The sequence below is a fragment of the Actinosynnema sp. NPDC059335 genome (assembly GCF_042752395.1).
Lineage (GTDB): Bacteria > Actinomycetota > Actinomycetes > Mycobacteriales > Pseudonocardiaceae > Actinosynnema.
The window spans coordinates 18,449-39,063 of sequence record NZ_JBHYXZ010000080.1; the positions used below are offsets into that span (position 1 = coordinate 18,449).

16 protein-coding genes are annotated in these 20,615 nt (G+C 75.9%); 10 read left to right on the plus strand and 6 right to left on the minus strand.

The genetic code is table 11. The features are described from left to right. The first annotated feature begins 230 nt into the window (after window positions 1-230). Window positions 231-1,445, plus strand: coding sequence for a GNAT family N-acetyltransferase (locus ACFXGA_RS23875; protein WP_378091203.1), 1,215 nt, complete (start codon window positions 231-233; stop codon window positions 1,443-1,445). A 220-nt stretch (window positions 1,446-1,665) separates the two neighbouring features. On the opposite strand, the gene ACFXGA_RS23880 is transcribed toward ACFXGA_RS23875, so the two are convergent. Further along, window positions 1,666-2,607 carry a 5'-3' exonuclease H3TH domain-containing protein gene (locus ACFXGA_RS23880; RefSeq protein ID WP_378091205.1) on the minus strand — a complete coding sequence of 314 codons (942 nt, stop codon included), beginning with the start codon at window positions 2,605-2,607 and terminating at the stop codon, window positions 1,666-1,668. Between the two features lie 522 nt (window positions 2,608-3,129). On the opposite strand from ACFXGA_RS23880, the gene ACFXGA_RS23885 reads away from it, so the two are divergent. Continuing rightward, window positions 3,130-4,257 (plus strand): M24 family metallopeptidase, encoded by a 1,128-nt coding sequence (locus ACFXGA_RS23885; protein ID WP_378091207.1) that lies wholly within the window; start codon window positions 3,130-3,132, stop codon window positions 4,255-4,257. Continuing rightward, window positions 4,254-4,703 carry an Lrp/AsnC family transcriptional regulator gene (locus ACFXGA_RS23890; RefSeq protein ID WP_378091209.1) on the plus strand — a complete coding sequence of 150 codons (450 nt, stop codon included), beginning with the start codon at window positions 4,254-4,256 and terminating at the stop codon, window positions 4,701-4,703. Before ACFXGA_RS23885 ends, ACFXGA_RS23890 begins: the two co-directional genes overlap by 4 nt. Window positions 4,704-4,709: 6 nt before the next feature. Here the strand turns inward: ACFXGA_RS23890 and ACFXGA_RS23895 are convergent, their stop codons facing one another. Further along, window positions 4,710-5,465 (minus strand): aminotransferase class IV, encoded by a 756-nt coding sequence (locus tag ACFXGA_RS23895; RefSeq protein WP_378091211.1) that lies wholly within the window; start codon window positions 5,463-5,465, stop codon window positions 4,710-4,712. Window positions 5,466-5,543: 78 nt separating this feature from the next. On the opposite strand from ACFXGA_RS23895, the gene ACFXGA_RS23900 reads away from it, so the two are divergent. Both ACFXGA_RS23900 and ACFXGA_RS23905 read left to right on the plus strand, forming a co-directional pair. Further along, window positions 5,544-6,773, plus strand: a complete 1,230-nt coding sequence (locus tag ACFXGA_RS23900; RefSeq protein WP_378091213.1) for a GlxA family transcriptional regulator — start codon at window positions 5,544-5,546, stop codon at window positions 6,771-6,773. Between the two features lie 17 nt (window positions 6,774-6,790). Next, window positions 6,791-7,417 carry a DJ-1/PfpI family protein gene (locus ACFXGA_RS23905; protein WP_378091215.1) on the plus strand — a complete coding sequence of 209 codons (627 nt, stop codon included), beginning with the start codon at window positions 6,791-6,793 and terminating at the stop codon, window positions 7,415-7,417. Window positions 7,418-7,626: 209 nt separating this feature from the next. Here the strand turns inward: ACFXGA_RS23905 and ACFXGA_RS23910 are convergent, their stop codons facing one another. Continuing rightward, on the minus strand, window positions 7,627-8,571 hold the full coding sequence (locus ACFXGA_RS23910) for an RNA polymerase subunit sigma-70 (protein WP_378091217.1): 945 nt from the start codon (window positions 8,569-8,571) through the stop codon (window positions 7,627-7,629). 98 nt (window positions 8,572-8,669) lie between these two features. Between ACFXGA_RS23910 and ACFXGA_RS23915 the strand changes: the two genes are divergently transcribed. The 4 genes from ACFXGA_RS23915 to ACFXGA_RS23930 all read left to right on the plus strand — a co-directional run bounded on the left by ACFXGA_RS23915 (window position 8,670) and on the right by ACFXGA_RS23930 (window position 16,133). Next, window positions 8,670-9,866 (plus strand): MFS transporter, encoded by a 1,197-nt coding sequence (locus ACFXGA_RS23915; RefSeq protein WP_378091237.1) that lies wholly within the window; start codon window positions 8,670-8,672, stop codon window positions 9,864-9,866. After that, window positions 9,833-11,131 carry an MFS transporter gene (locus ACFXGA_RS23920; RefSeq protein ID WP_378091219.1) on the plus strand — a complete coding sequence of 433 codons (1,299 nt, stop codon included), beginning with the start codon at window positions 9,833-9,835 and terminating at the stop codon, window positions 11,129-11,131. The genes ACFXGA_RS23915 and ACFXGA_RS23920 overlap by 34 nt, the downstream gene beginning before the upstream one ends. 379 nt (window positions 11,132-11,510) lie before the next feature. After that, window positions 11,511-12,758, plus strand: a complete 1,248-nt coding sequence (locus tag ACFXGA_RS23925) for a diguanylate cyclase (RefSeq protein ID WP_378091221.1) — start codon at window positions 11,511-11,513, stop codon at window positions 12,756-12,758. A 111-nt stretch (window positions 12,759-12,869) separates the two neighbouring features. After that, window positions 12,870-16,133, plus strand: coding sequence for a hypothetical protein (locus tag ACFXGA_RS23930; RefSeq protein ID WP_378091223.1), 3,264 nt, complete (start codon window positions 12,870-12,872; stop codon window positions 16,131-16,133). On the opposite strand, the gene ACFXGA_RS23935 is transcribed toward ACFXGA_RS23930, so the two are convergent. From ACFXGA_RS23935 to ACFXGA_RS23945, 3 genes are read right to left on the minus strand one after another with little or no spacing between them, the layout of a single operon-like run. Continuing rightward, entirely contained in the window at window positions 16,111-16,683 is a 573-nt protein-coding gene (locus ACFXGA_RS23935; RefSeq protein WP_378091225.1) for a DUF4865 family protein, read from the minus strand. The two genes, ACFXGA_RS23930 and ACFXGA_RS23935, sit on opposite strands and share 23 nt — an antisense overlap. Window positions 16,684-16,694: 11 nt before the next feature. After that, the gene (locus ACFXGA_RS23940; RefSeq protein WP_378091227.1) at window positions 16,695-17,639 is read right to left on the minus strand and encodes a P1 family peptidase; all 945 of its coding nucleotides are present in this window, start codon (window positions 17,637-17,639) and stop codon (window positions 16,695-16,697) included. A 35-nt stretch (window positions 17,640-17,674) separates the two neighbouring features. Next, a complete protein-coding gene (locus tag ACFXGA_RS23945; RefSeq protein ID WP_378091229.1) occupies window positions 17,675-19,096 on the minus strand; it encodes a pyridoxal phosphate-dependent decarboxylase family protein in 1,422 nt (473 codons plus the stop codon). Window positions 19,097-19,115: 19 nt separating this feature from the next. On the opposite strand from ACFXGA_RS23945, the gene ACFXGA_RS23950 reads away from it, so the two are divergent. Further along, on the plus strand, window positions 19,116-20,393 hold the full coding sequence (locus ACFXGA_RS23950; RefSeq protein ID WP_378091231.1) for a carboxylesterase family protein: 1,278 nt from the start codon (window positions 19,116-19,118) through the stop codon (window positions 20,391-20,393). The last annotated feature ends 222 nt before the right edge of the window (window positions 20,394-20,615 follow it).

The following is a 20,615-nucleotide window of genomic DNA, read 5'->3' on the forward strand; positions in this document are numbered from 1 at the left end:
CAGGTCGTACCCCGCTCTTGCCGTCTTGCCGTCCTGGCGGCTTCGCCCCTCGCCGCCTCTGCTCGCCGCCTCTGCTCGCCGCCTCCGCAGTCCGCTCTTCGCTGCCGCTCTCCGCTGCCGCTTGGCGACCGGGTGGCCCGCGTCCGTCGTCGCCCGCGCTCCCGGCATGACCGCCGGTTGTGACCAAAACTCGTTAGCGAAGCAAGCGATCTGTCGGGCACCATGCGGAGGTGACCGACCACGACATCCGCGTCCTGGACGACTCCCAGTACCGGACCGCCCACACCCTGTTCCGCGGCACCCTGCACCACCCGCCGGCCCCGGACGACACGTGGAAGTTGGCGCAGGAGTCGTACGAGGAGGGCCGCGCGCTCGGCGCGTTCGCCGACGGCGAGATGGTCGGCACCGTCCAGTCCTTCCCCTCCCACCTGGCCGTGCCCGGCGGCGGCGTGGTGCAGCACGGCGCGGTGAGCCGCGTCGGCGTGCGCGCCGACTGGACGCGCCGCGGCGTGCTGAGCGCGCTGCAACGCGCCCAGCTGCGCAATATGCGCTCGACGGGCGACGTGGTCGCCACCCTGCGCGCCTCGGAAACCGCCATCTACGGCCGCTACGGCTACGGCGTCGCCACCAGGTACCGGTCCCTGACCATCGACCGCCGCCGTGCCGCCCCCCGCACCCGCCCCGTCGGCCGGGTGCGCCTGGTCGAGAGCGAGGTGGGGGAGCGGATCGCGCGCGAGCTGTTCGACGACCTCTCCCCGCGCCGGCCGGGCACGATCTCCCGCTGGCCCGCGTGGTGGAGCCTGAACTTCCGCCGCTCCACGGCCGAGGACAACTACCGCATGGCCGTGCGCTCGGCGTCCCCCGGCGCGCCGGACGACGGCTACGTCGTGTTCAAGGTCGTTCCCCGCGACTACGGCTCCAGCGACAGCAAGCCGACCACCCTCGCCGTCACGGACCTGTGGGCCCGCACCGCCGAAGCCTGGGCCGACCTGTGGCTCTTCGTCCTCGGCATCGACCTGGTCGAAAAGATCACCGCCCACGGCCGCCCGCTCGACGAACCCGTGCCGTGGCTGCTGGGCGACCGCCGAGCGTGCCAGGTGGCCGACGAGGACGACGAGACCTGGCTCCGCCTGCTCGACGTCCCGGCCGCCTTGGCGGCTCGCACGTACCGCCCGGCCGAGCCCGTGGTGATCGGCGTGCGGGACACGTACCTGCCGGACAACGCCGGCTCGTACCGGATCGCGCCGGACGGCGTGACGCGGGTGGACGACGCACCCGAGCTGGTGCTGGACGTGGACGTCCTGGCCTCCACGTACCTGGGCGACGTGTCGTTCACGACCCTCGCCGAGACCCGACGCCTCGACGTCGTGGACCCGGCCGCGTTGGAGCGTGCCGACGCGCTGTTCGCGGTGCCCCAGGCGCCGTGGTGCGGCACGTACTTCTGACACGCCACCACACCGGCTTGCCCACGCGGCTGTTCGCCCGCACCATCGCGTTCAGCGAGCACCCGCACCGGCGTGGCCGCGCCGGCAGCCTGCACATGCGCCCGCCTGCGGTCCACCGATCTCGCAGCCGGTCGATCCCACAGCGCCGGTGGGTTCCGCTGACAGGGCGGGCCGCGACCGATGGGGCGCGTCGTGCTGCGAGCGGTGTGCGGTCCGGTGGTTAGCGGCGTTCCAGCGCGGCCACCAGCCGGGGCAGTGAGCTGCCCAGGCCCCAACGGCGCGTCAGCTCGGCGACCCGGTCGGGGTCGACGGGTGCGGTGGGCACGGGGTCGGGGCGGTCCATGACGACCTTCGCGTCGGTCGCCACGTTGACCACGGTCGGCGCGACGGCGAGGTAGTCCTGGGCGTTGAGCAGCGCGGTGCGGGCGCGGGCGGTGAGCTTGCGGTCGCGGCCGTCGTGCACCGCGTCGAGCACGGCTTGCAGGGAGCCGAACTCGCTGATCAGCTTCGCCGCCGTCTTCTCGCCGATGCCGGCCACGCCGGGCAGGCCGTCCGACGGGTCGCCGCGGAGCACCGCCATCCCGGCGTACGCCCGGCCGGCGTCCTGCACGGGCAGCGCGTACTTGGCGGCCAGTTCCTCCGGCCCGAGCAGCTCGGCCTTCGCCCAGCCGCGGCCGAGGTAGAGGACGCGCACCGGGGTCGGCTCGTCGCGGACGACCTGGAACAGGTCGCGGTCGCCCGTGATCACCTCGACCGGGTCGGTGGTCTCGCGGGCGGCGAGGGTGCCGATGACGTCGTCGGCTTCGTAGCCGTCGGCTTCGGCGGTCGCGATGCCCACCGCGTCGAGCACGTCGAGGATGATCGGGAGCTGCGGGGTGAGGGTGTCGGGGACGTCCTCCTCGCCGTCGACGCCCTCGGCGGCGACGCGGTGGGCCTTGTACGACGGGAGCGCGGCGACGCGGAACTCCGGGCGCCAGTCGGCGTCGAGGCACGCGACCAGGCGGTTCGCCTTCCGGTCGGTGATGACCTTGGCGATCGTGTCGACGAACCCGCGCACCGCGTTGACCGGGGTGCCGTCCGGTGCGGTCATCGACTCGGGCAGCGCGTAGAACGCCCGGAAGTACAGGCTGGCGGCGTCCATCAGGACCAGCGGGTTGCTCACCCTGGACAGCTTGCCAGAGAGCACCGACAGGGCGGGTCGCTCGGCTCGGTCCTGTGGATAACTCCCGATGTGGGCGGCGGCGAGGTCAGCGGTGAGCCCGGTGGCGGAGGGGAGAGCCAGGGTGGCGGGGAGAGCGAGGGTGGCGGGGCTCCCAGGGGTGGCGGGGAGAGCGGGGGAGGCGGGAGCGGGGGTAGCGGGGAGAGCGGGGGTGGGGAGAAAGCGGGAGGGGCAGGCGCGGGGTGGGGGTGAGGGGGTGGGGAAGGGATGAGGGAGGGGAGTGGGTGGGCGGGTTGTGGGTGTGGGAGGTGGTTGGCGCGGCCTCGTTGTTCCAACCGACGTTCGAGGTTGTGGGAAACGGCGTTATTTTTCATGGCAATTCGGTGAATCGGCCAAGAACACCCATTGGGGTGACGGGGTGTGGAGTGTGAGAGAAGGGGAGGAAGGGGTGCTGGCCTGGCGAAAGAGTGCTGTGGTGGTCGGATGTGGCGTGCGGCCGGTCGGGCACCACTAGGCTTCACTTCCATGTCGACCCAAGTCGTGCCCGGCGACGTGGACGCCCTGCGCGCCCGCCTCGACCGGGCTGCCGCAGCGGCCGCCGTGGCCGGTGTGGACGCGTTGCTCATCTCGCCCGGCTCGGACCTGCGGTACCTCCTCGGCGCGGGCGGGACGTCGTTCGAGCGGTTGACGTGCTTGGTGGTGCCCGTCGGTGGGGCTCCGGTGTTGGTGGTGCCGAAGCTGGAGCACCCCGGCTACGCGCACACCCCCACCGCCGAACTGGGCGTCGAGGTGGCCACCTGGGTGGACGGCGAGGACCCGTACGCGCTGGTCAAGAAAGCCCTGAAGGGCAACCGCACGGCGGTGTCGGACATGATGCCCGCGCTGCACGCCCTCCGGCTCCGCGACGCCCTCGACGGCGACCAGGTGCTGGCCGGCCCGATCCTCCGCGAACTGCGCATGCGCAAGGACGTCGCCGAGGTGGCGTCCCTGCGCGCGGCCGGCGCGGCGATCGACCGGGTGCACGCGCGGATGGGGGAGTGGTTGCGGCCCGGGCGGACGGAGGCCGAGGTCGGCGCGGACATCGCCGCCGCGATCGTGGCCGAGGGGCACGCGTTGGCCGAGTTCGTCATCGTCGGCTCGGGGCCGAACGGGGCGTCGCCGCACCACGACGTGTCCGACCGGGTGATCGAGGCCGGTGACGTGGTGGTCGTGGACATCGGCGGCCCGCTGGCCGACGGCTACAACTCCGACTCCACCCGCACGTACGTGCTGGGCGAGCCGCGCGACGCCGACGTGTGGGAGACCTACGCCGTGCTCCAGGCCGCGCAGCGGGCGGCGGTCGAGGCGGTCCGCCCCGGCGTCACGTGCGAGGCGGTGGACGCGGCCGCGCGCGACATCATCGCCGACGCCGGGTTCGGCGAGTTCTTCGTGCACCGCACCGGCCACGGCATCGGGCTGGACGTGCACGAGGACCCCTACATCGTCGGCGGCAACGACCTGCCGATCGAGCCGGGCATGGCGTTCAGCGTCGAACCCGGCATCTACCTGCCCGGCCGGTGGGGCGCGCGGATCGAGGACATCGTGATCGCGACCGCCGACGGCGTGGAGAGCGTCAACAACCGACCGCACGAGCTGGTGGTGTTGCCCGCGTGACGAACCTCGAGCCGACAGACCGGGCGATCCTGCGGGAGCTGGCCGCCGACGGCCGGTGCAGCTTCACCGACCTCGCCGAACGGGTGGGGCTGAGCGTGTCGGCCGTGCACCAGCGGGTGCGGCGGCTGGAGCAGCGGGGCGTGGTGCGCGGTTACGCGGCGCGGCTGGACGGCGACGAGATCGGCCTGCCGCTGACCGCGTTCATCTCGCTGACGCCGATCGACCCGGCGGCCCCGGACGACTACCCGAAACGGCTGGAGCACCTGCCGCAGATCGAGGCGTGCTACTCGGTCGCCGGCGACGCCTCCTACGTGCTGCGGGTGCGGGTGGCGTCGCCGACGGCGCTGGAGGAGCTGCTGCGGCAGATCCGCGAGGTGGCGAACGTGTCCACCCGCACCACGGTCGTGCTCTCCACCCCGTACGAGGACCGGCCGCCCGCGGTCTGACCCCCGTTAGTCGACCGGGTCGGCGGGGATCGCGTCGTAGGCGGCGCGGACGCGGGCCGACGCGTCGTCGGCGAACCCCACGTCGAACCCCACGTCGTCGATGCGGGACACGCCGACCACGCCGATCGAGTTGGCCAGGAACGCGCCCCGGTAGCGGCCGACGTCGGCCAGGCGCACCACCTCCCGGCGGGACGGCAGCTCCCGTTCGAGCAGCCGCATGGTGATGCCGTGCAGCCAGTCGGCGCGCGGCCACACCACGTCGTCGCCGTCGAGGAACCCGATGTTGGCGACCGCGCTCTCCACCACCACGCCGTCGGTGGTGAGCAGGGCGTCGTCGTACCCGGCCCGCGCGGCCCGGTCGCGGTGGTGGAGCTGGCCGAACCCGCCGAGGTGCTTCACGTGCGGCAACGGGCGCGTGTAGGCGACGGACATCAGGCGTTGCGGTGTCGTCGGCGGCGGGGTGGGCGGGCGCAAGGCGACCATCACCGACGGCTGGTCGAGGCCGAACACGACCACGCGCACGGCCGCGTCGCGCACGTCGTCGCGCAGGGCGTGCGCGATCAGCCGGCGGACGCGGTCGCCGTCCAGGCCCGTGCGGTACAGCTCGCGGTGGGCCTGGTCGAGGCGGCGCAGGTGCAGGTCGAGGCCCTTCACCCGGCGGTCGCGGACCTGCATCGCGGTGAAGTGCCCGTAGTTGGCCAGCAGGCCGGTGGCGAGCCGGTCGGTGGTCGGCGGGCCGCCGTCGATCTCGATCCTCAGCACGGGACCGACCGTAGCGTGGCGGGAATCGAGGGTCGGCGGTCGTTGCCGCCGGCGCGGGCGGCGGAGAGGGTGGGCGGTGTGGAACGCGAGGTGCTGGTGGTCGGGTACGACGGTGCGGCGTTGACCGACATCGCGGGCCCGGCGGACGTGTTCGCCGGCGCGAACCGGGCATGTCGGCCCGAGAGCGGGGCGCGGCGGGCCGAGGGAGCGGCGCAGGGCGGCCGTCGGTCGGTGTCGGCCGGGGACGGGACGCGGCGGGCCGAGGGAGCGGCGCAGGGCGGCCGTCGGTCGGTGTCGGCCGGGGACGGGACGCGGCGGGCCGAGGGCGGGGTGCGGGGCGGCCACGGGCCGGCGTCGGCCGCGGGCGGGGTTCGCCGGGCCGAGGGCGGGGCGCGGGGTGGCTACCGGGTGGCGTCGGCCGAGAGCGAGAGCGAGGGTGGGGCGCGGGGCGGGTACCGGGTGCGGTTGGCGGGCCTGGGCGGCGGGTTCGAGGTGACCGGCGGGTTGCGGGTGGAGGCGGAGGACCTGCGGGAGGTGTCCGGCGGGGTGGACACGCTCCTGGTCGTCGGCGGCTTCACGTTCGCCGAGGCGGCGCGGGACGTGGAGTTGCTGGGCCACCTCCGCCGGGTCGCGGCGGGCGCGCGCCGGGTGGCCAGCGTGTGCACGGGCGCGTTCGTGCTGGCCTCGGCGGGCCTGCTGGACGGGGCGCGGGTGACCACGCACTGGGCCTACTGCGACCGGCTCGCCGCCGAGCACCCGTCGCTGCGCGTCGTGCCGGACGCGATCTACGTGCGGGACGGGCGGCTGGTCACCTCCGCCGGCGTCACGGCGGGCATCGACCTCGCCCTGGCGCTGGTGGAGGACGACCACGACGCGGCCCTGGCCCGGCTGGTGGCGCGGTGGATGGTGGTGTTCCTGCAACGCCCCGGCGGCCAGTCGCAGTTCAGCGTGCGGTCGCGGGTGCCGCCCGTGCGGGAGCCGGGGCTGCGGGCGGTGCTCGACGCGGTCGCCGACGACCCGGCGGCCGGCTGGACGGTCGACGGCATGGCCCGCCGCGCCGCGATGAGCCCCCGCCACTTCGCGCGGGTGTTCCCGCGCCGGGTCGGCGTGTCGCCCGCCCGGTACGTGGAACGGGTCCGGGTCGAGGCGGCGGCGGGCCTGCTGGAGTCGGGTGACGAGGGGCTGGACGTCGTGGCCCGGCGCTGTGGTTTCGGCTCGGCGGAGACGCTGCGCCGCGCGTTCCTGCGGGTGCTCGGCGTGACGCCGGGCGGTTACCGCGACCGGTTCCGCACCACGGGTGCGGCGTGAGCGAAGGGGGATCGGACATGGACGTCGCTTTCGTGCTCTACCCGCGGATGACCGCGCTGGATTTGGTCGGGCCGTACGAGGTGCTGGCCCACCAGCCGGAGGTGACGGCGCACTTCGTCGCCGCCTCACCCGACCCGGTGATCACGGACGCGGGGTTGGCGCTCGTGCCGACGACCACGTTCGCCGCGTTGCGCCGCGCCGACGTGCTCGTGGTGCCGGGCGGCGCGGGCTGGGCGGAGGTGCTGGCCGAGGGGGTGGTCGCCGACTGGGTGCGCGCGGTGCACCCGACCGCCACCTGGACCACGTCGGTGTGCAGCGGCTCGACGGTGCTGGCCCAGGCGGGCCTGCTGGACGGCCGTCCAGCGACGACGCACTGGGCGTTGCGGGACGAGCTGGCCGCGCTGGGCGCGGTGGTGAGCACCGACCGGGTCGTCGTGGACGGGTCCGTCGTCACCGGCGCCGGGGTGTCCGCCGGGATCGACCTGGCGCTCGCCCTCGTCGGCCTGATCTGGGGCGACGAGCGGGCCCGGTTCACCCAGCTGTTCATCGAGTACGACCCCGACCCGCCCTACGACGCCGGGTCGCCCGAGCGCGCGCCCGCCGACCTCGTCGCCTTCGCCCGCGGCGTGCTCACGGGGCGCTGACCGGGTCACCGCGACCAGCACGGCGGGCCGCCCGCCGTGCTGCCGCAGCTCCGCGACCGCCAACCCGGCCAGCGCGAGCACCGAGCCGTCCCCGAACCGCACGCCGGCGACCTCCAGCTCGCCGCCGACCACCACCACGAACGCGTCGCGCCACTCGTCGGGGTCGTAGGGCAGGGATCCCGTCACGACGACCACGCGGACGTCGAAGCTCACAGCGACGGGGGGAGGCCGAAGAGCGGGAACCGGTCCGAGGGGAACGTGATCACCTCGGCGATCCCGTCGCCCTCGACGCGCAGCACGTCCAGCGACACCGGCTCGAAGCGGTCCGCGCCGGGCTTGCGGACGTAGTTGGCGAGGGCCGGCTGCCGGTTCGCCCGGGTCTCCAGCACCTTCCACTCGCCGAACGCGTCCGGGCCCACCATCACCGGCGTCCACAGCTCGACCAGGACGTCGCGGCCGACGTGCCACTCCGGCTGCGGCGGCATGGTCCAGGTGACGTCCTCGCGCAGCGCCGCGGCCATCAGCTCCATGTCGCCTCGCTCGGTGGCCTCCACGATCCTGCGGACCACGGCCTTCTCGCGCGGGTTCGGCTCGCCCGACCAGTCGGCCCGCCGCGGCGGCAGGTGCTTGCGCAGGGTGACGCGGGCGCGTTGCAGGGCGCTGTTCACCGCGGGCACGGTGTCCTCCAGCAACGCCGCCGTGTCGCTCGCGGGCCAGCCGAGCACGTCCCGCAGGACGAGCACCGCCCGCTGCTTGGCCGGCAGGTGCTGCACCGCGGCCAGGAACGCCAGCTCGATCGTCTCCCGCGCCACCACCTCGGCGTGCGGTTCGGCGTCGAGGAGGGCGTCGGGGAACGGCTGCAGCCACGGCACGTCGGCCGCGGGCATCTCCTCGGTCGTGGTGTGCGGGGGCCTGCGGTCGATCGCGTCCAGGCACGCGTTGGTGGCGATCCGGTACAGCCAGGCGCGGAACGACGAGCGCCCCTCGAACGTGTCGCGGGCCCGCCACGCCTTGAGGAACGTCTCCTGCACCAGGTCCTCGGCCTCGTCGAACGAGCCGAGCAGCCGGTAGCAGTGCACCCGCAGCTCGTGCCGGTACCGCTCGGTCTCCCGGGAGAAATCGACCGCCATCCGCGCATCCTCGCTCATGCTCACCCTCCGGGCTTGTACGGTGACGTGCCGGACGCACGTCGCGCACCATGTGACGTGCCGGGCCCGGGGAACTCATCGGTCGCGGCGGATCGGGGGTGCGCGTGGTCGGGGGCACGGGGTTCCGCGCGGTGTTCGCGGTGCCGGAGTTCCGGGTGCTGTGGTCGGCCGCGGTGCTGTCCACGGTCGGCGACCAGCTGGCCCGGGTGGCGTTGTCGGTGCTGGTGTTCCAGCGCACCGGGTCGGCGGCGTGGACGGCGTTGACCTACGCGTTGACGATGCTGCCCGCGCTCGTGTCCGGGGTGCTGCTGTCGGGTCTGGCCGACCGGTACCCGCGGCGGACCGTGATGGTGGTCGCGGACGCGGTGCGGGCCGTGCTGCTGGCCGTGATGGCGGTGCCGGGCGTGCCGTTGCCGCTGGTGGCGGCGTTGCTGGTGGTCGCGCAGCTGGCCGAGGCGCCGTTCGCCGCCGCCCAGGGCGCGCTGCTGCCGACCGTGCTGGGCGAGCAGTACGAGGCCGGGCAGTCGGTGCACCTGATCACGCACCAGGCGGGGCTGCTGCTGGGGTTCGTCGGCGGCGGTCTGGTGGTGGCGTGGCTGGGCACGTCCGGCGCGCTGCTGGCGGACGCGGTGACGTTCGCGGTGTCGGCGGTCCTGCTGCGCCTGGGGTTGCGGGCGCGGCCCGCGCCGGCCGCGGTGGCCGCCGCGCACGTCCGGATCCGGGCGGGCGCGGCGCTGGTGTGGCGGGACCGGCGGCTGCGGCTGCTGGTCGTCCTCGGGTGCCTGGCGCTGTTCACGGTGGTGCCGGAGGGGCTGGCCGCGCCGTTCTCGGCGGAGGTCGGGGCGGGCGCGGCGGGCGTCGGCCTGCTGCTGGCCGCCGACCCGGCCGGGATGGTGCTGGGCACCGTGCTGCTGCGGTTCCTGCCCGCGTCGACCCGCGTGCGGCTGCTGGGGCTGCTGGCCGCCGCGACCGCCCTGCCGCTGGTCGGGTACCTGCTCGCGCCGAACCTGGTGGGCGCGGTGGCGCTGCTGGCGGTGAGCGGCGTGTTCAGCGCCTACCAGGTGACGGCGGGCGCGACGTTCGTGCGGCTGGTGCCGGACGGGCAGCGCGGCCAGGCGCTGGGCTTCGCCCGCAGCAGCCTGGTCGCCGCGCAGGGCGTCGGCGTGGCCGCGGGCGGCCTGCTGGCGTCGGCGACGGGCTCGCCGACCACCGCCATCGCCGTGGCGGGCGTCGCGGGGGCGGTCCTGGCCGTCACCGCCACCGCCGCGTGGTCCCGCGTCGCCCCGGCCGCCGCGGCCTGAGCCGCCCGATCGGCCGACGCCGGGCCGCCGGGGACACCGGCATCCTGGACGTCGCCGGCGCCGACTGGGGGACGCCGACGGGCCGGTCGCCGGAGGAGGTCTGCCGCCGGGTGCTGTGGCGTGACCGGTCGTTCGTGCTGCTGTGGGCCGGGCAGACGGTGTCGCTCGTCGGGTCGCAGGTCACGGTCGTGGCGGTGCCGCTGGTGGCGGCGTTGGCGCTGGGCGCGGGGCCGTGGGAGGTCGGGGTCGTGGCGGCCTGCGGCCGGGCGCCCTACCTGCTGTTCGGGCTGCCCGCGGGGGTGTGGGTGGACCGGTCGCGGCGGCGCGTGGTCGCCGGGGTGTGCGCGGTCGGGCAGGCGGTCGCCCTGGCGGTCGTGCCCGCCGCCGCGGCGGCCGGGGTGTTGACCGTGTGGCTGTTGGCCGCGGCCGCGGCGGTGGCCGGGACGTTCGCCGTGTTCGGGGACATCGCCGGGTTGGCGCTGGTGCCGATGGTGGTGCCGCGCGCGTCGCTGACCCGCGCCCAGGGCGCGGTGGAGGCCGGGCAGGCCACGGCGCAGGTCGCCGGGCCCGCGCTCGGCGGGTGGCTGGTCGAGGCGGTCACGGCTGCGGGCGCGGTGCTGGTCGACGCGGTGAGCTTCCTCGTCGCGGCGGTCGCGCTGGCGTGGGTGCGGGTGGTGGAACGGCCGCGGCCGGGCGGCACGGTGCGGGCCGGGGTGCGGGCGGTGTTCGGCCACCAGGGGTTGCGGCGGGTCACGCTGTGCACGGCCACGCACGTGTTCTGGTTCAACGCCTTCACCGTCGTGCTGCTGCTGCACCTGGTGTCGGCGTTGGGGTTCTCCGCGGCACGCGTCGGCGTGACGCTGTCCGTCGGGGCGGTCGGCGGGCTCGTCGGCGCGCTGGTCGCGGCCCGGCTGGGCGAGCGGTGGGGCCGCCGCCGCACGATGGTCGCCGCGGTCCTGGCCACCGGGGCGGGGCAGGCGCTGGTCGCGGTGGACGCCCTGCTGGTCGGCGCGGTGGCGCTGATGTGGTTCGCGTTGCAGGTCTACCACGTGCACCAGGTGCCGGTGCGGTACGAGGCCGCGCCCGCCGCCCTGCACGGGCGGGTCAACGCGACCATCCGCACCGCCGTGTGGGGCACCGCCCCGCTCGGCGCGCTGGCCGGGGGGCTGCTCGGCGACGCGGTCGGGCCGCGCGCCACGCTCGTCGTCAGCGGGCTGGGCGCGGCGACCGCGTGCCTGTGGCTGGTCCGGGCCCGGGTCGGGTGACCACCACCCGCCCGGGGCCCGCCGGCACCGCTTCACCAGATCTTGTCGCGCATGGCGGCGCACCTCCCTCCACGTAGCCGACCGGACGACCCGGATCACCGGGTCCCGTCGCGCACAACCACACCTGCGCTCGGTCCCGGCACTGCTGTGACCGGCGGTTTCACCAGATCTTGTCGCGCACCGCGCTCACCTCCAGTGGGTCTCGTCACCCCGGTAGCGGCTGACATCGACGCAGGTCACCATTACTGTGACCCTCCGTCCGGACGCGATGACAGTCCGGACAAGACAGCCGTGAGGAACCATGGGCAGAGCGGGTTCGACGTCGTCGGGCGATCGACGCTGGTCACTATGGTCCCTGCCGCGCCCGGCCCTGGTGCACGTGCTGTCGGTGGACCTGCTCGCCGTCGTCGCGCTCGCCGCCGCGACCGCGTGGCCCGTGCCCGCCGGCTCGTGGACCCGGTTCGCGGTGCTGGCCGGCTGCGCCGCGCTGCACCTGCACTGCTCCCGCTGGATCGAGCGGATCCGCCGCGACCACAGCCACCTGCCGCACGTGGACCTGTGCAGCATCTGGATCCTGGCCGGCGCGCTGGTGCTGCCGCCGGCGCTCGCCGTCGCGCTGGTCGTGCTGATGTACGCGCACCGCTGGTGGGTCGTCGGCCGCTGGGACGCCTCGCGCCCACCGCACCGCAACGTGTTCACCACGTCGATGATGGTGCTGGCCACGCTCGCCGCGAGCGCCGTGGCGGGCGTCACCGGCCTGCGCGACCACCTGCACGCCGGAACGCCCGGCGGCGCGCTCGACCTCGTCGGCCTGGTCGGCGCGGGCGCCGCGCAGTGGCTCGTCAACACCGCCCTGGTGGCCGCGGTGATCCTGCTGACGGTCCGGCCCCGGTCGGTGCGCGACGCCGTCGGCAGCGCCGCGGACAACCTGCTCGAAGCGGGCCAGCTCGCCCTGGGCGGGTTCGTCGCGCTGGCCGTGGCGTGGTCGCCGCCGTTCGCGCTGCCGATGGTGGTCGCGGCCGTCGCCCTGCACCGCACCGTGCTCATCCACCAGCTGGAGCTGGCCGCCCGCACCGACGCCAAGACCGGCCTGCTCAACGCCGAGGCGTGGCACCTGCAGGCCACGCTGGAGCTGCGCCGCACCCGTCAGCAGCCGCCCGGCGCGCGGGTCGGCCTGTTCATGGTCGACGTCGACCACTTCAAGGACATCAACGACACGCACGGCCACCAGACCGGCGACGTGGTGCTGCGGCGCATCGCGGCGGCGCTGGCGGGCGCGGTCCGGCGCGGCGACGCGGTCGGCCGGTTCGGCGGCGAGGAGTTCGCCGTGCTGCTGCCCGGCGTCGAGCACGACGAGGCGGTCGCGATCGCCGAGCGGATGCGCGCCGAGGTGCACCGGGTCTCGGCGGACGACGGCCACGGCGGCACGGTCGGCGGGCTCACCGTCAGCATCGGCATCGCGGTGTGGCCGGAGGTCGCCGAGGACACCCTGGAGGGGCTGCTCGCGGCCGCGGACTCGGCGCTGTACGAGGCCAAGCGGCTCGGCCGCGACCAGGTGCAGGCCGCGGGCGGGCGGCGACGCGCCCGGTGGACGCCCGCGGCCCGCGTCGAGCGGCCCGGGGTGTAACGAGCGCGACTGGCGCGGCGGATCTGCTACAGGTCGGGGCCGCGGTGGCGTAGTTTCTGCCCGCCACCTCCGACACGGTGGACACTCCTCGCTTGCAAGGGTCGTGAGCCAGTGGACCTCGGTGCCCCGCACGGAATCCGCTTCCGCTTCGAAGCGGGGCTGCTGCGCGCCGTCCTGCTCGACGTGCACCGCAAACCGCCCGTGGCCGCCGCCGAGGAGCTGACCGCCGAGGCCGGCGCCCGCGACCTGCTGGTGGACGAGACCCGCGACGGGCACGTGCGCGCCGTGCTGCGGCAGCGCTTCGACCTGCCCCTGCCCGCCCGCTGGCGGCTCGCGGTGGACGCGCCCGCCACCCCGACCGGCGACGGCGTGACGTTCACCCTGCCCGGCTCGGTGACGCTGCGGGTGTCCGGCTCGTCACCGTGCGCGCTGGAGGACGGCGGCGTGTCCGTGCGGCTGCCCGCGGGCCGCTCGGAGCTGGACCTCACGGTGACCAGCGAGCCGGTGTTCGACGTCGGCGACACCGTCGTGGTGTGCCGCCCGGACCAGGCGCGCGAGGCCGCGGTGGTCGTGTCGTGCCTGCCCGCCGACCGCTTCACGCCCGTCGTCGCGCTCGCGCCGGGCGACGCGTCGGCGCACCGGCGGGACCGGCTGCTCGGCGAACTGCTCGTCGCCACGGGCGTGCGCCGGGCGGTGTTCCTCGCCGAACCCGACGCCGCCGAGGCGTTCGCGGGGGTGCCCGAGCACGTGCACCTGCCGTGCGACGACCCGGTCGGCCTGACCGACAAGGCGTGGGAGCTGCTGCGCGGCGACGGCGGACCCGAGCGCACGCTCGACGTCGCCCCGGACGCCGACTTCGTCACCGCCCTGTTCACCGCCCTGCGCACCGGCGCGGCCCTGCGCGTGCACGACGACGCGCCGTCCGTGCCGTTCGAGGGGAACAACCCCGACGACGGCGACGAGGCCGTGCTGGTCGAGCGCACCGGCACCGCGGACGACCTGACCGCCGCCGGCTACGCCCACCACCGCGGCGCGCGGCTCGTCGTCACGCCCGCGCCGGACCTCACCGCGGTGCGCGCCGTCGTGGCCGAGGAGCAGGAACGGGTCACCGCCGCGGCGGGCGCGATCGGCGACGCGGTCAAGGGCATCGGGTTCGTCGAGGCGCTGTGGCGGTACCTGTCCACCGGCGGGCACGACCCGTACGCGGCGGTCGAGGCGGTGGTCACCGCGCAGGTGCCCGCCGAGGCGGTCGCGGAGGTGGGGGAGCGGGCGCTGACCGCGTTCACCACCGGCCTGCCGTACTCGTTCGTGCGCACCGCCGACGTGACGTGGGCGCGCAAGCCGATCGGGCACGTGGTGGCCGACCCGGCGCTGGTCGTGCTCACCGAGCTGCACCGCGCCGGCGCGGCGCGCGAGCCCGCCGCGTTCAGCCTGGTGTTCGACTCCGGCGCGTTCCGGGACCAGCCCGACACCGCCGCGCCGCCGGGCCACCACACGCACCCGGTCGTGCTGTCCGACCGGGACGCCTCCCCGGAGGTCCTGCGGGACCTGGTCGCGGACCTGCCGGTCGAGCTGGTGTTCTTCAACTGCCACGACGCCGACGACGCGATCGTGCTCGGCGGCCGGGCGCTGCCCGACACCGACCCGCCGGTGGCGCTGCGGCACCGGCCGATCGTGTTCAACAACTCGTGCCGCTCCTGGACCGACCTGGGCCGGGAGTTCGTCCGCGCCGGCGCCCGCGGCTACATCGGCACCCTGTGGACCATCCCGCCGAACCTCGCCGCCGGGTTCGCCCGCACCGTCGTGCGCCGGCTCACCGCGGACGAGACGCCCGCCGCGCGGGCCATCGTCAACACCGGCACCCCCGGCGGCGTCGAGCGGTCCTACCTGTACGTCGGCACGGTCAACGGCCGGCTGGACGAGTGGCGCGACCGGTCCACCACGGACGCCGAGGCGGCGCTGACCGCGTGCGAGGTGCTGGCCGCCGCCGCGCGCGGCTGCGACGCCGCGCTGGCCCCGGTGCTGCACCGGGAGATCTCCGCGCTGCGCCGCGTCGCCGAGGCGGGCGGGCTGACCGACACCCCGTCCTACGCCGACGTGCTGCTGGCCGAGCTGGCCCTGGAGCCCGACGACGCCCGCGCCGCCGCGCTGGTCGAGCGGGTCGACGCGCTGCTGGGCGGGCTCGACCTGCCCGAGGACGAGCTGGAAGCCCTGTGGGCGACCAGGTTCGAGCTGACCGGCGCCCGGTGCGAGCGGCGTGGGGAATACGGGGCCGCGCTCGCGGACTTCGAACGGTGTGTGGGCCTGGGCGACGCGTGCCGCGACCGGGCGGGCGTCCTGCTGCGGATGGCGAGGCTGCTGATGGGTGAGGGCAGGACCGAGGAGGCCGGGCAGGCGGCGCGGCTGGCGTACGAGGAGCAGCTCGCGCGGTCGGACAGACCCGGGCTGCTGGAGTCGGTGACCGTGCTCCACCAGCTCGGCGACGCCGACCCCGACACCGCGCTCGAGTACGCCGTGCTGGGCGGCGACCTGGCCGAGGAGCTGGGCGACCCGGCCGCGCGGGCCGCGTTCGCGCTCGCCGAGTGCGACCACCGCCGCGACACCGGCGACCTGACCGGGGCCATCGAGGCCGGGTCGCGCGCGGTGGAGCTGTTCCGCGACCTCGGCGACGACCGGCAGGAGCTGGCCGCGCTGCGCCGGCTCGGCGCGTGCCACCGCGACCGGGGCGACCTGGAGACCGCGCAGCACTACGCCGCCGTGGGCCTGGCCCGCGCCGAGCTGGTCGGCGCGGCGGCCGAGGTGGCGTCGTTCCACGACGACCTCGGCGGCGTGCTGACCGCGCGCGGCGAGCACGGCAGGGCGCTGGAGCACTACCGGCACGCGGTGGAGAAGCTGGTCGCCACCGGCGCGTGGGAGCGCGGCGCGGAACTGCTGCCGCACCTGGCCGTCGGCGCGGTCCGGGCCCGCGACCCCGAGGCGCTGTGGACCGCGGCCCTGTCCGGCGGCCTGATCTGCGAGGTCGCGCCGCGCGAGGTGTGGGCGTCGGTGCTGCCGCTGGTCGTGGACTCGATGAAGCGGGCGATCGAGACCGGGCCGCTGCCGCTGACCGAACGCGGCATGACCGACTTCGCCAGCGCGGTCACCGCGGGCCGGCGCGAGGACATGCCGTTCCAGGTCGGCCTGCTCGCCGACGTGGTGGTCGTGCTGCTGGCGTGGCTGATGGACCGCGTCGACGCGGGCATCCGCGCGTTCGCCCGCGAGCTGGACCGCACCAGCGGCGGCGTGCTCGACCTGGTCAACTACGTGTCCGTGCCGTACGCCGACCGCGTCCGCGACCCCGGCCGGTCCCGGCCTACCAGTGGCGGCCCGCGCTGAGGTCGTCCACCTCCGGCCGCGACAGGTGCGGCACGCGGTAGCGCACGACGTCGTCGTCACCGTCCGGCAGGGCGCTCCACAGGCTGAAGCGCACCAGCTCCCAGTGCCGCGGGTCGATCGCCAGCGCGGTGCAGTACAGCGCCGGGTCGTCGGCGAGCGGCCGGAGCGCGTCCAGCGCCCGGTCGACCGCCTCGGCCGGGTCGGCGTCGGCGGGCAGGCGCCACGTGCGCTTCGTGGCCGCGGTCGCCGTCTCCGCGCCGCCCCGCTCGAACGCCAGCCCCGCCCAGTGCTGCACGGCCGGCCGGCCGAAGTCCGCGCTCAGGCCCCGGAACCCCGGTCCCCACAGGAAGCTGTTCATGCCCTCGGCCGTGCGCCACAGGTAGAACGGCGAGTACTGGTTCACCGGCGAGCCGTCCACCCCGCGCTCCCGCACGCAGTACGCCTTCAGCCCCAGGCCCGCGAACGCGTCCAGCGCCGAGCCGCGCGTGGCGACGCGGGTCCGGATGACGTCCATGTCGTAGTCGGCGGGCAACGTGATCTCGTACTGCATCGCGTGCATGGTCAGATCCCCCGGTAGGCGGCGGCGGTGAGCGGGTAGCGCTCGCGGTAGGCCGCGAGGTGGCCCCACGGCGTGGTGACGGACTCGGCCCGCAGCAGGCCGTGCACGAGCGCGCGGGCGAACACCGCGCGGGCCGCGGCCAGCACCTGCCCCGGGTCGGCGTCGCGGGTGCCGGTCGAGGCGGCGAACGCGGTGTCGCCGTCGGTCAGGCCGTGCGCCGGGCGCACCGCCGCCGCCAACCCGTCCTGGGCGGCGTTGGCCAGCGCGAACAGGTGCGGCAGGCGGGCGTTCGTGGCGACCACGCCGATGACGGTGTTGAACGGCTGCGCGTGACCGGTCGCGGCGCGGGCCGCGTCGAGGTCGTCGCCCCCGTAGGCGGGGAACTCGCCGGGCAGGCCGAGGCGCGCGGCGAACGGCAGACCGGTGTCAAGGTCGACCGACGGGCCGACCGCGTTGAGCGCGGCGACCGCGCCGACGACCACGCCGCCGGGCAGCGCGGCGCTCGCCGTGCCCAGGCCGCCCTTCAGGGTCGCGTTGAGCGCGCCCGTGCCCGCGCCGACGTTGCCCTGCGCGCACTCCACCCCCGCGGCCCGCACCGCCGCCGCGCCCTCCGCGGCCCCGGGCCGCGCGTGGAAGTCGCCACCCCGGCCGAGGTCGAACAACGCGGCGGCGGGCACGAACGACCCCAGCTCCCGCGCCGCGCCGTCGGCCGCCGACAGGCCGTACGCGCTGCCGCCCGTCAACACCACGCCGCGCACCTCCCGGCCGCCGTGGCGGGCGTCGAGCGCGGCCGTGTCCCGGGTCGCCGGCGCGCCGCCGCGCACGTCCACAGTGGACCAGGTGCCGGGCGGGAACAGCACGGCCGTGGTGCCGGTCAGCGCGCCGCCACCGATCAGCGTGGCGTGCCCGACCAGCACACCGGGCACATCGGTGATCGAGTTCCGCACACCGCCGATGCTACGTCCCCCGGCCCGCCGGCCGGCTAGCGCAGACGCGCGCCCAGCTCCCGCACCACCGACGCGAGCAGGTCCACGTCCTCCTCGGTGGTCCGCCAGTTCACGATCGCCGGCCGCAACGCCACCCGGCCCCGGTACACGGTGGTGCCCGCGTACACCCGGCCGTCCTCGATCAGCGCCTCGCCCAGCCGGCGGTTGAGGTCGTCCAGCTCCTCCTCCGGCACGCCCGGCGGCCGGTAGCGGAAGCACACCACGAACAGCGTGACCGGCGCGAGCAGCTCCAGGTCGGGCGCCTCGGCGATCCGGCGGCCCAGGCGCAGCGCCAGGTCCTGGTGCCGCTCCACCATCGCCCGGTGCCCGTCCCGGCCGTAGGCGCGCAACGTCGCCCAGATCGGGAACGCCCGCGCCCGCCGCGACGACTCCGGGCCCAGGCTGTTGTAGTTGACGAACTCCTCGTCCGGCTCGGGCAGGTACGCGCTGTTCCAGCTGCCGAACGCCCGGCCGAGCAGCGAGCGGTCCCGGACGAACGCGACACCGCTCTCGTACGGCACGTTGAGCCACTTGTGGCAGTCCGCGGCGACCGAGTCGGCCCGCTCCACGCCGCGCACGAACCCCGCGGTGCGCGGCGACAGGGCGGCGAACAACCCGAACGCGCCGTCCACGTGCAGCCACGCGCCGTGCCGCTCCGCCAGGTCCGCCATCTCGTCCAGCGGGTCGTAGTCGCCGCCGTTGACCTCGCCCGCGTTCCCGATCAGCACCGCCGGCCCCGACGACGCCAGCTCGCGGTCCAGGGCGTCCACGTCGAGCCGGCCCGCGTCGTCACGCGCAGGCACCCGCACCGAGTCGCGGCCCAACCCGAGCAGCTGCAACGCCTTGCGGCTGCTCGGGTGCACGTACCCGCTGGAGAACACCGGCAGCCGCGGCAACCCGACCAGGCCGTCCGCCGTCACGTCCACCCCGTGCTGCCGCGCCCACCAGTACCGCGCGCACGCCAACCCGGTCAGGTTCGCGAACGTCGCGCTCGGCGTGAGCACCCCGCCGTGCGACGCGGGCAGCCCGAACAGCTCCTTCAACCACCGCAGCACCACCGTCTCCGCCCGCGCGGCCAGCGGCGAGGCCACGCACAACCCGCCCGCCTGGTCCAGCAGCGACGTCACCCAGTCCGCCGCCTGCGCGGCCGGCGTCGCGCCACCGACCACGAAGTGGAAGAACCGCGGCCCGGACGAGTGCGTGGCGGCCCGCGTGCCGATGCGCAGCAGGTCCGCGACCGCGGCGATCGTGCCGTCACCGGACTCCGGCAGCGGACCGTCGAGGTCGTCCAGCAGGCGGGCGTGCGCGGGGTCGCGCACCGGCAGGTGGGGCAGCGCGTCGAGGTACGGCCCGGCGGCCCGCGCGACCATCCCCAACGCCTCGACGGCGTCGTCTCGAGCGTTCAGCGGATCACCCATCGTGAGAGGGTATGCCGTGATGGCGCGACGTGGCAGGTTCCGGGGCCGGGCGGTCGGCGGCGGGGTGACCGCGTTCCTCGGCATCCGGTACGCCGAACCGCCGTTCGGCGCGCGTCGCTTCGCCGCGCCCGTGCCCGTGGACGACGCGGGGGACCGGTCGGGGTTCGGTCCCGTCGCGCCGCAGTCCGCGCGGCTGCCCGGCGCGCCGGTGTGGCGGCCGGGGGACGAGGACGTGCTGACCCTCAACGTGTGGGCGCCGTCCACGTCGGACGGTCCCCGGCCCGTGCTGTTCCACGTGCACGGCGGCGCTTACACGTTCGGGTCGTCGGCCCAGCCGGACTACGACGGCGCGGCGTTGGCGCGGGCCGGGCTCGTCGTGGTCACGTGCAACTACCGGCTCGGGTTCGAGGGCTTCGGGCACGTGCCCGGCCGGCCCGACAACCGCGGGCTGCTCGACCAGCGGGCCGCGCTGAGGTGGGTGCGCGACACCGTCGCGGTGTTCGGCGGCGACCCGGACAACATCACCGTCGCCGGCCAGTCGGCGGGCGCGGCGTCGGCGTTGTTCCTCGCCGCCCGGGAGCCGGTGCGCCGCGTCATCGCGCACAGCGTGCCCAACCGCTGCTACACCACGGGTTTCGCCCGCCGGGTCGCCCGGTGGATCGACCCCACCACCCCGGAGTCGGCGGTGGCCTCGGCGGACGCGCTGGCCGCCGCGCAGCGCACCGGGCCGCTGTCGTACGACCCGGTGCTGTTCGGACCCGTCGCCGACGCCCTGCCCGCGCTGCCGCCCGACGTGGACGCCTTGCTGTGCCACACCGACGTCGAGTACGCCCTCTTCCGGGAGGTGGGCACGTTCCGGCCGCCGGCCGACCTGCGCGCGTTCGGCCGCGACTGGGGCATCCCCGACCACGTCGTGACGGCCTACGAGCACTTCGAGGACGCGCCCGTGCGGCTGGCCGGCGACTTCGTGTTCGCCGAACCCACCGCGCGGATCGCCGAGGCGCACGGCCGGGCGTTCCTCGCCCGGTTCACCCGGCCGCCCGCCTGGCACACCGTCGACGTGCCGTTCTGCTTCGGCACCCTCGACACCGCCCACTTCCTGATCGGCGGGCCGCCCGGCCCGGCCGACCGCGCGCTGTCCCGGCGCGTGCTCCGGTCCTGGGTCGACTTCTGCGCCACCGGCGACCCCGGCTGGACCGGCGTGCGGCACTGGGGCGACGAGACGCCCGCCCGGCGCGCGCCCTGGCGCGGCGTGGACCTCTCCGCGCCCGTCGACCACCCGGTCGACCGCCCCTGACCGAGGCGTCGCGGACCGCGAGCGTCGAACGGCGCGACGCGGGCCCGGACGACACCGGGCGCGACACCGTCGCCGCCCGGCCCGGCCGCGAGGTGCGGGACGACGAGGCGGCGACGAGCAGGGGGGGGGGGGGCCCCCCCCCCCCCCCCCCCGCCCGGGGGGGGCGGGGGGGGGGGGCCCCCCCCCCCCCGGGGGGGGGGGGCCGGGTGGTTTGGCGCCCCC